We start from the raw sequence: 11,888 nt of genomic DNA on the forward strand, positions 1-11,888 counted from the left end.
CCGCGCGCCCCGCATCCGGATGGCGCTTTGCGCGTTTTCCAAGCTGTTCGCCTGAGTTTCCATGCGTTACACAGGCGAAACGGATCGGGGACTTGCGAGGCGACATCCGGATGATGCGATTGCTGACCGCCGCGATATTGTTCGCATTCTACCTGCTGCTGGCGGGCGCGCTGGGCACCGTGCAGTTCGTTTCCGCCGCCATTCTCACCGTTCTGATCCTCGGCTGGTCGATGCTCATCCGGCGGTTCGGCAGCGAAAGAAGTCTCAGCTTTTCGAAAGCGCATTGGGGCCCTTGGGTCCGTGCCGCCCTCCGCCTGCCGGGCGATACGCTGCGCATCGGCGGCGTCCTTCTGAAAACCTGCTTGGTCGGCGGTTCGCCGGGCCGCGCAGTAGAGCCGGATTTCCGGTTCGGCACCGTCGATGATCCGTCCGAGGCCGCGCGGCGCGCCACTGCCGTGATCGCTGGATCGCTGACACCGGACTTCTATGTGGTCGACATCACGTCCGATCGCGCCTGTGCCTATGGGCACAAGCTGCTGAAGGGCGACGGGCCGAACCGTCCGGACTGGCTGGCATGACGGATCTCTGGCTTGCCGCCTCGATCGCGTTGATCCTGCCTTTCGCGCTGGCGGCCTTCGCAATCTGGCGCGGGCCGATTGCCGGACGCCTCGCCGCCGTCCAGCTTGCCAGCGTGATTGCGGTGCTGCTGCTCGTCGCCATGGATTTCGCCTTCGATCAGCCCGCCGCGATCGACATCGCCCTGTCGCTCGCGCTTCTCTCGCTTCCGGGCACGCTGCTCTATGCGCTGTTCGAGGAGCGCTGGCTGTGACGATCGCGCTCGCGCTGCTGCTGGCCCTCGGCGTGCTGGCAACCCTCATCGGCGCGATCGCCTTTCTTCGTCTCGCAACACCGTTCGAGCGGCTGCACGCGGCCAGCTTCGTCGCCGTCGCTGCCACCGCCTGCTTCGTTGCGGCGGCTTTCATCACCGATGGCGTGACGGGCCGATCGCTGAAAATGGTACTCATCCTCGCCGTGCTCATCGTCACCGGGGCGCTCGCCAACCATGCCGTGGCCCGCGCGCTGCAGATCCGCGGCGGCGAACGGCGGTGAGCTGGCTGATCGGCCTCGTGCTGCTGTTGGTGGCGGTCGGCGGGCTGATGGTCGTCATCACCCGCGATCCGCGCAAGCAGGTCTACGCCCTTGGCATCAACGGCCTGATCCTTACCCTGTTCTTCTTCGTGCTTCAGGCGCCCGATGTGGCGATCAGCGAAGTCGGCGTGGGCGCGGCGATCGTGCCACTGCTGTTCCTGGTTGCGCTCACCGCGATCAACAATGATCGGGAGCGGCGCGGCAAATGAACGCCAAGGCGCGCCTCTCGCTGCTGTTCATCGCCTTTGCGCTGTTGCTGCCGAGCATATGGAGCTTGGCGCACGCGCTGCCGCCCTTCGGCTTTCCCACCGAGCTTTACGGGCAGGCGGTGAACGACATCGTTCCGGGCCTGCGCCATGTCGCCAATATGATCACCGCCGTGAACTTCGATGTGCGCGGCATCGATACGGTGGGCGAGGAGATGATGCTGGTGGGCGCGGTGACCGGCACCGTCATGCTGCTGCGCGGAAGCCGGGGCGAGGATGCGAGCGACAGCGCCGATCAGAAGCGCGGACGGCCCGTCATAGCGCGATCGGACGCGGTGGTGCTGATGTCGCGCCTGTCGGCCAGCATCGTTATGATGTTCGGTATCTATATCGTGGCGCAAGGCACGGAGACGCCGGGCGGCGGTTTCCAGGCCGGGGTACTGTGCGCCACCAGTTTTGTGCTGATCTATCTGGGGGACGGCTATGCCGGATGGCGCCGCCTGATCCCCAGCCCCGTCATGGCCTTTCTGGAAGGGACGGGCGGTTTCGTGTTCGTTGCCGCAGCGGCGTTCCCGCTGTTTCTGGGCAAGGCGGCGCTGGAGAACATCATTCCGACCAGCGACTTCCGCTCGATGATCTCGGGCGGGATGATGATCCTCGGCAATTTCGCGGTGGCGGTGGCGGTGGCCGGCAGCTTCGGCGCGCTGATGGTGGAATTCATGGAAGAAACCCGAGAGCCGTCGGAAGACGATCCGGCCGAGGGCGACGGTGACGAAGTGGATGAGACGCAATGAGCATATTGCCGTGGATCGTGGCCGCCTGGCTGTTCGGCATCGGCCTTTACGGCATCGCGACGTCGCGCCATTTCGTGCACCTCGTTGGCTGCCTTACCGTCTGCCAAAGCTCCACCTACGTCCTTCTGCTGAGCCTCGGCTACAAATGGGGTGCGGGTCCGCCGGTGTTTTTCGATCATCCGCCCGGCACCCCTGCGGTGGATCCGGTGATCCAGGCGCTGATTCTGACTGACATTGTCATCGGTGCCGCGATGTCCGCGCTGCTCCTCGTCCTCGCCATCCAGGTGCAGAAGCGCACCGGTTGCTGCGATCCGCAGAGCGTGCGCGCGCTGCGCAAGCCGAAATGAGGCTTGTTCGGCCACGGGCGCTGCCATGACGCTGCCCGAACTGCTCTTGCCGGCCACGGTTCTGCTGCCGCTAGGCATGGCGGCGCTGATCCTGGCCGTCTCGCACATATTGCCGCCGCGTATTGCGGATATCGCCGCGCTCGCCGTGTCGCTGGCCGTCATGCTGCTGTCGGGCTGGCTGGCGAGCGTTGCCATGAGCCAAGGCGCGCCGGTCATGCACTGGTTCGGCGGATGGAGCCCCGGCGCGCATGGCAGCGGCGACCTGATTTTAGGGATTGCCTTTCGCGCCGATCCGGTGAGTGCGGGCGTCGCCGCCTTTGTCGGCCTGCTCTTTTCCGCCGCCTTCGTGTTCGCCTGGAGCTATTTCGACCACATCCATTCGCACTTTCAGGTCCTGATGCTGTTGTTTCTGGCTGGTATGCAGGGTTTCTGCCTGACGGGAGACCTGTTCAACCTGTTCGTCTGGTTCGAGCTGATGAGCATCTCCGCCTTTGCGCTCACCGCCTATCCGCTGGGGCAGAGCGCGTTGGACGGCGCGTTCAATTTCGTCGTCACCAACGCCATTGCGGGCTTCATGATGCTGGGCGCGGTGGGCCTCGTTTACGCGCGGCTCGGCACGCTCGACATGGTCTATATGGGGCAGCTGGCGGCGGAGCGCGGAGCCGATCCGGTGCTGATCGCGGCGCTGGTCCTGCTGGCCGCCGCCTTGCTGACCAAGGCAGCGATCGTGCCCTTCCACCTCTGGCTCGCCGACGCGCATGCAGTGGCGCCTAGCCCGGTTTCGGTGGTGTTCTCCGGCGCGATGGTCTCGGTCGGCCTGTTCGGCTTCATGAAATTGCTGCTGATGGTATTTTCCAAAGACGCCGCGATCATCACCCTTGCCAAGCCCGCCTTGATGGCGATGGGCGGCGTCACGGCGATCGTCGGTGCGCTGATGGCGTGGGGGCAGCGCCATCTGAAGCGCTTGCTCGCGTTTTCCACCATTTCGCATCTCGGCATCATGCTGACCGGTGTTGCCAGCCTGTCGTCCGAGGGATTGACCGGCTTTGCGCTCTATTTGCTCGGTCACGGTCTGGTGAAGGGCGCGCTGTTCATGGTTGCGGGCATCATGCTGGCGCTCGGCGCCTCGGGTGACGAGATCATGCTGTATCGGCAGGGGCGGCGCTGGTGGCCCGCCGGTGTCGTTATGGGCCTTGGCGGGCTGATGCTTGCCGGCCTGCCTTTCGGCCCGCTGCACGGTGGCGAGGAGATGATCCATCACGCCATCGGCCATGGCCCGCTGTTCTGGGCGGTCAGCTTCGCCACCGTCCTTACCGGCGCGGCGGTGTTGCGCGCCACCTTGCGCATTTTCGCAGGGCTCAGCGGCGCTCCAGGCGTGGAAGCGAGCGCGCCGACCGAGCTGGAGCGTGAGCGGGCGGACCGTCCCTTCGCGCTGATGCTGGCGCCTGCGGCCCTGTTGATAGCTCTGGCGATCATCTTGCCCGCCAGCTTGGCCGAAGCGTCGGGGCAGGGCTTTGCCGTCATGAGCGGCCTCGGTTCGCTCGCCGAACTGGCGCCGCCCGCCACCTTCCCCTGGACCGCGCTGTCGACCGTGGGGCTGGCCATCCTGATCGCGGGCCTGTCGCTGCTGCGCCGCCGCCCGACGGCACGTATTGCCCGCACGGTGGCCCGCGCCGAACGCGCGCCCTTCACGGCGCTGGAATATGTGCATTCCGGTCTGGTCGGCGATTATGTGGTCTGGACCGCGGTGGGCCTAACCGGTCTGTCGATGTGGATCGGCTGGCAGTAAAGGCGGGCAATGGCGCTGGAACTCCTCCTATTCGCGATCGGCGGCGTCGTGTTGACGATGAGCCTGCTGGCCGGCCTCATCAGCAACCGCTTGTGGATTTCGGAGGTGACGCTGTGCCTGCTGTTCGGCGCGGCGCTGGGGCCGCTTCTGGGTTACGTCGCGGAAACGCAGCTTTTCGGCGACAACCGCATGAACACGCTGGAAGAGGTGGCGCGCATCACGCTCGGCATCGCGGTGATGGGCACTGCGCTGCGCCTGCCGATGTCCTATGTGCGCAGCTGGTGGCGGGACATGGGCGTCGTGCTGCTTCTGGGTTTGCCGTTGATGTGGTTGACCGGCGCGGGAATGGCGGCGGCGCTGCTGGGTGTGGGCCTGCTGCCGGCGCTGCTGATCGGCGCGATTACAGCGCCGACCGATCCGGTGGTGGCCGCCTCGATCGTCACCGGGCGCATCGCCAATGCGAAGGTGCCGGCCCGTGTGCGCCATCTGATTCAGGCGGAAAGCGCCGCGAATGACGGGCTGGGCTTTCTCTTCGTCATGCTGCCGATTTTGCTCCTCACCAAGCCGGCAGCCGAAGCCTGGGGCGAATGGGCCAGCCGCATCGTTCTTTGGGAAGTGGGCGGTGCAATCCTGATCGGCGGCATCATCGGCTGGCTGGCGGGCAAGCTGTTCGTCTGGGCCAAGAAAAAACCCTATTCCGAAGACGAATCACTGCTCACCATCGGTCTGGCTCTGTCGCTCACCGTGCTGGCCGGGTTGGAACTGATCGGCACGGACGGCATCCTGGCGGTGTTTGTGGCGGGGATCATGTTCAACCGCGGCATTTCGGACATCGAAACGCACCAGCACAATCTGCACGGCGCGATCACGCGCTTTTTCGATCTGCCGGTTTTCGTTTTGATCGGTGTGCTGCTGCCATGGAAAGAATGGCTGGCGATGGGCTGGAACGCCCTGTTTCTGGCGCTGGCCCTCGTGCTGCTCCGGCGGCTGCCCTGGTGGCTGGTGCTATCGCCGATTATTCCTTCGCTGAAGAAGCGCGATGAAACATTGTTCGCGGGCTTCTTCGGTCCGATTGGCGTTGCGGCGGCCTATTATGCCATGTTGGCGCACGACAAGACGGGCATTGAATGGCTGTGGCCGGTCGCCAGCCTCGTGATTTTCCTGTCCGTTATCATCCACGGCATCAGCGCCACCCCGCTCGCGAATCTGCTCGGCAGGCGGCTGGAGCGTTATGAGGATAAGGCGAAGGGCTGAGCTACAGGCGCAAGAAGTGGCTGGTGACCCCTACGGGAATCGAACCCGTGTTTCAGCCGTGAGAGGGCCGCGTCCTGACCGCTAGACGAAGGGGCCATGCGCGGTGGCCTGAAGCGCTAAAGTCCCGGTGGTGACCCCTACGGGAATCGAACCCGTGTTTCAGCCGTGAAAGGGCCGCGTCCTAACCGCTAGACGAAGGGGCCTCCGCCGGGAAGCTGCGCACTTAGGGAACGCGCACCGATCGGTCAAGCCGCGATCGCAGCATCTTCCAGATGAAGTTCGGCTGCAGGGCGCGCACCCCAGTCGTCGATCTTCGCCCGGCCAGCCAGCCAGTATTTGGTGCCGGGGCCCCCGTGCAGCAGGGTTTGGCCCAGAACGCTGTCGGCGGCGCGGAAGGCCATGGCCTTGAACCGCCCGCCATCGTCGCCCGAAACGATCGCGCGAACATGGCCGTTGCCCACGACATCGCATTTTACGATTCGCACCGGCCCCGCCACCACGCGCGGCGCGGGCCAGCCCATGCCATAAGGCCCGCCGCGCTCCACCGCGCCCACGAACTCGGGGTTGAGCCCGCGCGGGGAAAGCAGCGCATCGATCAACATCGCGCGCTCGTCCCCCGCCCGCGCCACCGCGGCAGCCAGGCGATCGTCGAGAAATTCCGCGAGCGCCTCCACCTTGTCCGCGTCCACGGTGAGGCCCGCCGCCATGGCGTGCCCGCCGCCCGCGACAAGCAGGCCATGCTCGCGCGCGGCGATGATCGCGGCGCCCAGATCCACTCCACTGACCGACCGGCCCGATCCCTTGCCCACGCCCTTATCGTCGATGGCGATGACGATGGCGGGCTTGCCGGTCTTTTCCTTGATACGCCCTGCGACGATGCCGATGACGCCCGGATGCCAGCCTTCGCCCGATAGCAGCGCAACCGAACGGTTGTGCTGGCCGTGCAACTGCGCCTCCGCGCCCTCCTGAACCGCCGATTCGATAGCGCGCCGTTCCTCGTTCAGAAGGTCCAACGTGTGGGCGATCTCGCGCGCTTCATCCGGGTCTTCGGTGGTGAGCAGCCGCACGCCGAGATCGGATTTGCCCACGCGCCCGCCGGCATTGATTCGCGGCCCCAGCGCGAAGCCCAGATCGCTGCAGATCGGCGCGCGGTTGAGGCGGCTGGCGTCGATCAGCGCATTGAGCCCCGTGTTGCGCCGCGCGGCCATCACCTTCAGCCCCTGTGCTACGAACGCGCGGTTGAGCCCCTTGAGCTGCGCCACATCGGCTACGGTGCCGAGCGCCACCAGATCGAGCAGGTCCAGCAGCGGCGGCTTGGCGCGATTCGCGAAAAAGCCGCGCTGGGAGAGGATGCGGCGGATTTCCACGGCCAGCAGGAAGGCAACGCCCACCGCCGCGAGATGGCCATGGCTTGCCGCCTCATCGCATTCATCGAGCCGGTTCGGATTTACGAGCGCCAACGCGGCGGGAAGCTCGGCGGCGCATTTGTGGTGATCGACCACGATCACCTCGACCCCCGCCGCCTTGGCTTCAGCCAGAGCGTCGTAGGCCATCGCGCCGCAATCGACGGTGACCACCAGGTCCGCGCCCTCCGCGCCGAGCCGCACCAGCGCTTCTCCGGATGGGCCATAGCCTTCCATCAGCCGGTCCGGAATATAGGCGGAGGCGGAGAGGCCGAGCTGGCCGAGAAAGCGAATCAGAAGCGCCGCGCTGGTGGCGCCGTCGACGTCGTAATCGCCGAAGACGACCAGCTTTTCCTGCCGCTCCACCGCATCGGCGATTCGCTCCGCCGCGCGGGTCATGTCCTTGAAAATCGCGGGATCGGGCAGGAAGCCGGTGATCGAGGGACTGAGATGCGCGTCCAGCGCCTCACGCGGACAGCCGCGCGCCAGCATCAGCTGGGTGAGCAAATCGTCCGGCCGGAAGTCTCCGGCCCGCGCATCGGCGCCGCGACCGCGCCAGCGCCATGGCTGGCCGGAAAGCGACCGCTCGATATCACAGACGAATTGCATGCTTTCAGGATTAGCCGAATCCGCATGCAGAGTGAATCGCTAATCTCACGGCCCCCGTTCGACCATGAGCGCAGAATCGGATAGGAGAGCTGTCATGAAACGCCTGCTCATCGTCCACTTCAGCCGCACCGGCGGCAGCCGACAGCTTGCCGAAGCCGCCCGCGACGGCGCGCGGGATGCTGGCGAGGTCGAACTGGAATTTCTGACGGCGGGGGCGGCGGGCCCGGACGATCTGCTGGCCGCGGACGGCTATCTTTTTGCCTGCCCGGAAAATCTCGCGGCGATCGCGGGCGGCATGAAAGAATTTTTCGACCGGAGTTATTATTCGGTGCTCGGGAAGATCGAGGGCCGTCCCTATGCCGCGATCATCTGCGCAGGATCGGACGGCGAAAATGCGAAAAAGCAGCTCGAGCGCATCTGCACCGGCTGGCGCCTCAAACGCATCGCCGACACGCCGATCGTCAACGTAAAGACGCAGACGCCGGAGGAAATCCTGGCGGACAAAACCATCCCCGAAGACAGGCTGGCCGAAGCCCGCAATCTCGGCGCAACGCTGGCCGCAGGCCTGGAAATGGGCGTGTTCTGAAGGCTAGCGCGTATAGCCCCAGATCGCGACGATGCCGAGCAGGATCAGCGCGCCGAAAAACAGGATGCGCGCGGCTTTGCTCTTCAGAATGATCTGTCCGCCCCGCGCGTCGCGGGCATCGATATTGGGGCCGGTAGGCCGGTTCTGTTTGTCCATGTCCGTTGGAATGGACGCAGGCACCGGCCCGTTCCGCAATTACTGCGTCTTGTGTTCGCTCTTTACCCAGCGGACGGTGCCGCTGGAGGCGCGCATGACGACGCTTTCGGTCGTGGTGACGCCGCGGCGCAGCTTCTTCACGCCTTCCAGCAGCGATCCGTCGGTGACGCCGGTGGCGGCAAAGATGCAATCGCCCTTGGCCAGTTCCTTGAGATCGTACTGCTTGTTCAGGTCCGTGATGCCCCATTTGGCGGCGCGGGCGCGTTCGTCGTCGTTGCGGAACAGGAGGCGGCCCTTGAACTGGCCGCCCACGCAGCGCAGCGCCGCGGCGGCGAGCACGCCTTCGGGTGCGCCGCCCGAACCCATATAGAGATCGATCGTGGTGTCTTCGTCGGTGGTCGCAATCACCCCGGCCACGTCGCCATCGGGGATCAGCTGAATGCCGCAACCGATTTCGCGCAGTTCGGAAATCAGCTGCTCGTGACGCGGCCGATCGAGCACGCAGACGATGATCTCGTTCGGCTCCACGCCCTTCGCCTTGGCGACGGACTCCACATTCTCGCGCACCGACTTGTCGAGATCGATGATCCCGTCGGGATAGCCCGGCCCGCAGGCCAGCTTGTCCATATAGACGTCCGGCGCGTTCAGGAGGCAGCCCTCTTCGGCGGCGGCGAGCACGGCGAGCGCATTGGGGCCGGCCTTGGCCGTGATGGTGGTGCCTTCCAGCGGATCGAGCGCGATGTCGATCTTCGGGCCCTTACCCGGCGCGCCGCCCACCTTTTCGCCGATGAACAGCATCGGCGCTTCGTCGCGCTCGCCTTCGCCGATCACCACGGTGCCGTCCATTTCCAGATTGTCGAACGCGCGGCGCATGGCTTCCACGGCGGCGGCATCGGCGGCCTTTTCGTCGCCGCGCCCGATCATTTTGGAGGCCGCCATCGCCGCGGCTTCGGTGACACGCACCATTTCGAGCACGAGGACACGGTCGAGAATATCGCTGGGCTTGGGCATCACGGTCTCCTGATTTTTCGCCTTGTTCCGGCTTCGGCCCGGCCGGGCCCGCGCGCGAGCGATAGGCGAGGGTTGTTGCAATGTCGAGAATGGCACGCGACCATGGCGGGCGGGCCCGACGAAAGGATGATGCGATGGCGGACGAAGAAACGCGGGCAGGGCGCTGCCATTGCGGCGCGGTGCGGTTCGATGTGCGGCTGGCCGACGGGCTGGCGAGTGCGCGCCGGTGCGACTGTTCCTATTGCGCGGCCCGCGGCGCGGTGGCGGTGACCGCGATGCTTGGCGATCTGACGGTGACGGACGGCGCGGACCGGCTGACGCTCTACCAGTTCGGTACAAAGACGGCGGAGCATTATTTCTGCTCGGTCTGCGGCATTTACACCCATCACCGTCGCCGATCGAACCCCGACGAACTCGGCGTCAACGTCGCGTGCCTGGAGGGTCTGAGCCCGTTCGACTTCGACCGCGTGGTGGTGAATGACGGCCAGAGCCATCCGAACGACCGCCCGCCGGGCGCCGGCACCCGGCAAGCGGGCGTGCTGATTTACCAGCGCAGCGAGCGCTGGGGCGCCGGGGTCAGTCCGTTTCCTGCGGCCATTGGTCGATAAGCGTCATGCGCGGAACGATCGCGCCGGGAGCGATCAGCGCACCGGGCGCGATCACCGCATTGGCGCCGACACGGGCTCCGTCGCCTAGGAGAGCGCCGAACTTCGTCGCGCCCGTCTCGATAACGCCATCATCCGTCGCGATCCTGATTGCCGCGCCGCCGCGCTCGTTCCGGTAATTGGCGATGATCGCCCCGGCCTCGACATTGCTGCCGCTTCCCAGGATCGAATCGCCCACGAAGCTTAAGTGGGCGATCTTGGCACCGCCGAACAGGAAGCTTGTCTTCACCTCGCACTGCGGGCCAACGATGCAGCCCGCGCCGAGGTAAACGCCGCCGCGGATATAAGCGCCGGATGCGATGAAGGCGTTCGCCTCCAGCAACACCGGCCCTTTCAGGATGGCGCCGGGTTCGATTACGGCACTGCGATGGCGCGCGACCGTGCCTTCGCGGATATAGTCGTCGCCCAGATCGGCTACCGCCTGCTCGATCAGCTCTTCCGCCGTCGCGGTGGCTTCCCAGGGCACCGAAACCTCGGCACCCCAAGCGGAATCCCGCCACGCGGTAACATAATCCGCAATGGCCGGGGCCGCGCTCATGCGTTCATGATGTGCATGACCATCGGTTCGGCCTTCAGGCTGTCCGATCCGGAAAGTTTGGCGAGCGCCTGATCGATGCAGCGCTCCTCCACCTCATGCGTGACGATGGCGATCAGCGCGGTATCGCCGCCGGCAAGGGCGGGCTGGATCAAGCTTTCCACGGAAACGCCCGCATCGCGCATGGCGGCGGCGATCTCCGCGAGCACGCCGACTTTGTCGGCCACTTCGAAGCGCAGATAGGCCTTACCCGAGCGGTGGCCCGTTTCCGCCGTCTCCGCAGGCTCCAGCGCGCTGGCGGGCATGGCGAAGCTGTGCCCCGTCTGGCCGCGCGCGAGGTCGACCAGATCGGCGACCACCGCGCTGGCGGTGGGGCCGTCGCCCGCACCCGCGCCCTGAAACAGCAGGCGGCCCGAATAATTGCCTTCGGCCACCACCGCATTGGTCGCCCCGTCGATCCGCGCGAGCGGGTGGGCGAGGGGCAGGAGGCAGGGGTGCACCCGCTGGAACAGCTTGCCGCCATCCGCTTCGGCAAAGCCGATCAGGCGGATGACATAGCCGAGCGCGCGGGCCTGGGCGATGTCCTCGGCGCGCACCTGCGTGATGCCGCGCGTTTCCACGCTCGCGAAATCGAGCTTCGTGCCGAAACAGAGCGAGGCGAGGATAGACAGCTTGTGCGCCGCGTCCGTGCCTTCGATATCGAAGGCGGGATCGGCCTCAGCATAGCCGATGGCCTGCGCATCGGCGAGGACCTTGCCGAAATCCTCGCCCTTCGCCTCCATCGCGGAGAGCACATAATTGCAGGTGCCGTTGAGGATGCCGTAAACCCGCTCGATCCGGTTCGCCGCGGCGCCTTCGCGCAGGCCCTTGATCACCGGAATGGCACCCGCCACAGCCGCCTCGAACAGCATCGGCGCATCTGATTTCTCGGCGATCTCCGCCAGTTCCAGCCCGTGATGGGCGATCAGCGCCTTGTTCGCGGTGACGAGCGCCTTGCCGTTGCCGAGCGCCGCGCGTGCCAGCGCCAGCGCCGGGCCGTCCGATCCGCCGACCAGCTCGCACACCACTTCGACGTCCTCATCCTGCGCGAAGGCAGCCATATCGTCGCACCAGCGATAGGCACTGAGGTCGATCCCGCGATCGCGATTGCGCTCCCGCGCGCTTACCGCGACGATCTCCACCGGCCGCCCCGCGCGCCGCGCAATCAGATCGCGGTTTTCCTCGATCAGGCGGACCACGCCGGTGCCGACCGTGCCGAGACCGGCAAGAGCCACGCGCAGCGGCTGCGCTTCGGAAGGGCGGTTCGAGGAGGGCTGAGTCATGGGAGAGCTGCCTTTTCGCCTGATTTTTGTGAGGCGGCGGTTACCCTCTGGGACGCTTCATG

The 11,888-nt window shown here is 65.9% G+C and carries 15 protein-coding genes and 2 tRNA genes; 10 read left to right on the forward strand and 7 right to left on the reverse strand.

Translation table 11 applies throughout. The annotated features are described in order from the left end of the window. Nucleotides 1-110: 110 nt before the first annotated feature. The 8 genes from I6A82_RS03995 to I6A82_RS04030 are packed head-to-tail and all read left to right on the forward strand — an operon-like array spanning nucleotide 111 to nucleotide 5,539. Nucleotides 111-578: a hypothetical protein gene (locus tag I6A82_RS03995; RefSeq protein WP_198093828.1), complete on the forward strand. Its 468-nt coding sequence runs from the start codon at nucleotides 111-113 to the stop codon at nucleotides 576-578. Then, complete coding sequence (locus I6A82_RS04000) at nucleotides 575-829, forward strand: monovalent cation/H+ antiporter complex subunit F (RefSeq protein ID WP_198093829.1); 255 nt, start codon at nucleotides 575-577, stop codon at nucleotides 827-829. Before I6A82_RS03995 ends, I6A82_RS04000 begins: the two co-directional genes overlap by 4 nt. Then, nucleotides 826-1,110, forward strand: coding sequence for a monovalent cation/H(+) antiporter subunit G (locus tag I6A82_RS04005; RefSeq protein ID WP_187335129.1), 285 nt, complete (start codon nucleotides 826-828; stop codon nucleotides 1,108-1,110). The genes I6A82_RS04000 and I6A82_RS04005 overlap by 4 nt, the downstream gene beginning before the upstream one ends. After that, entirely contained in the window at nucleotides 1,107-1,358 is a 252-nt protein-coding gene (locus I6A82_RS04010; RefSeq protein WP_187335130.1) for a Na(+)/H(+) antiporter subunit B, read from the forward strand. Before I6A82_RS04005 ends, I6A82_RS04010 begins: the two co-directional genes overlap by 4 nt. Further along, nucleotides 1,355-2,149, forward strand: a complete 795-nt coding sequence (locus I6A82_RS04015) for an MnhB domain-containing protein (protein ID WP_198093830.1) — start codon at nucleotides 1,355-1,357, stop codon at nucleotides 2,147-2,149. The genes I6A82_RS04010 and I6A82_RS04015 overlap by 4 nt, the downstream gene beginning before the upstream one ends. After that, nucleotides 2,146-2,496, forward strand: coding sequence for a sodium:proton antiporter (locus tag I6A82_RS04020; protein WP_187335132.1), 351 nt, complete (start codon nucleotides 2,146-2,148; stop codon nucleotides 2,494-2,496). Before I6A82_RS04015 ends, I6A82_RS04020 begins: the two co-directional genes overlap by 4 nt. Nucleotides 2,497-2,521: 25 nt before the next feature. Beyond that, complete coding sequence (locus I6A82_RS04025) at nucleotides 2,522-4,285, forward strand: complex I subunit 5 family protein (RefSeq protein ID WP_198093831.1); 1,764 nt, start codon at nucleotides 2,522-2,524, stop codon at nucleotides 4,283-4,285. A gap of 9 nt (nucleotides 4,286-4,294) precedes the next feature. Beyond that, nucleotides 4,295-5,539 (forward strand): cation:proton antiporter domain-containing protein, encoded by a 1,245-nt coding sequence (locus I6A82_RS04030; RefSeq protein WP_198093832.1) that lies wholly within the window; start codon nucleotides 4,295-4,297, stop codon nucleotides 5,537-5,539. Nucleotides 5,540-5,560: 21 nt separating this feature from the next. Here I6A82_RS04030 and I6A82_RS04035 read toward each other — a convergent pair. The 3 genes from I6A82_RS04035 to recJ form a co-directional block, all read right to left on the reverse strand. Then, nucleotides 5,561-5,635 (reverse strand) — tRNA-Glu (locus tag I6A82_RS04035). 32 nt (nucleotides 5,636-5,667) lie between these two features. Then, nucleotides 5,668-5,742: transfer RNA gene (locus tag I6A82_RS04040), tRNA-Glu, on the reverse strand. Between the two features lie 42 nt (nucleotides 5,743-5,784). Beyond that, on the reverse strand, nucleotides 5,785-7,551 hold the full coding sequence (recJ, locus tag I6A82_RS04045; protein ID WP_198093833.1) for a single-stranded-DNA-specific exonuclease RecJ: 1,767 nt from the start codon (nucleotides 7,549-7,551) through the stop codon (nucleotides 5,785-5,787). A gap of 94 nt (nucleotides 7,552-7,645) precedes the next feature. Here recJ and I6A82_RS04050 point away from each other — a divergent pair, with 94 nt between their 5' ends. Further along, nucleotides 7,646-8,137: a flavodoxin family protein gene (locus I6A82_RS04050; RefSeq protein WP_198093834.1), complete on the forward strand. Its 492-nt coding sequence runs from the start codon at nucleotides 7,646-7,648 to the stop codon at nucleotides 8,135-8,137. Between the two features lie 3 nt (nucleotides 8,138-8,140). Here I6A82_RS04050 and I6A82_RS04055 read toward each other — a convergent pair whose 3' ends face one another. Beyond that, nucleotides 8,141-8,293 (reverse strand): hypothetical protein, encoded by a 153-nt coding sequence (locus tag I6A82_RS04055; RefSeq protein WP_198093835.1) that lies wholly within the window; start codon nucleotides 8,291-8,293, stop codon nucleotides 8,141-8,143. A gap of 39 nt (nucleotides 8,294-8,332) precedes the next feature. Then, a complete protein-coding gene (gene glpX, locus I6A82_RS04060; protein WP_198093836.1) occupies nucleotides 8,333-9,304 on the reverse strand; it encodes a class II fructose-bisphosphatase in 972 nt (323 codons plus the stop codon). A 134-nt stretch (nucleotides 9,305-9,438) separates the two neighbouring features. Here glpX and I6A82_RS04065 point away from each other — a divergent pair, with 134 nt between their 5' ends. Further along, nucleotides 9,439-9,912, forward strand: coding sequence for a GFA family protein (locus I6A82_RS04065; protein ID WP_198093837.1), 474 nt, complete (start codon nucleotides 9,439-9,441; stop codon nucleotides 9,910-9,912). Here I6A82_RS04065 and I6A82_RS04070 read toward each other — a convergent pair. After that, the gene (locus I6A82_RS04070) at nucleotides 9,881-10,507 is read right to left on the reverse strand and encodes a transferase (RefSeq protein ID WP_198093838.1); all 627 of its coding nucleotides are present in this window, start codon (nucleotides 10,505-10,507) and stop codon (nucleotides 9,881-9,883) included. The genes I6A82_RS04065 and I6A82_RS04070 overlap by 32 nt on opposite strands. Further along, complete coding sequence (locus tag I6A82_RS04075) at nucleotides 10,504-11,826, reverse strand: homoserine dehydrogenase (protein ID WP_198093839.1); 1,323 nt, start codon at nucleotides 11,824-11,826, stop codon at nucleotides 10,504-10,506. Before I6A82_RS04075 ends, I6A82_RS04070 begins: the two co-directional genes overlap by 4 nt. Nucleotides 11,827-11,888 lie beyond the last annotated feature (62 nt).

This window comes from Novosphingopyxis sp. YJ-S2-01 (assembly GCF_016093175.1).
Taxonomy (GTDB): domain Bacteria; phylum Pseudomonadota; class Alphaproteobacteria; order Sphingomonadales; family Sphingomonadaceae; genus Novosphingopyxis; species Novosphingopyxis iocasae.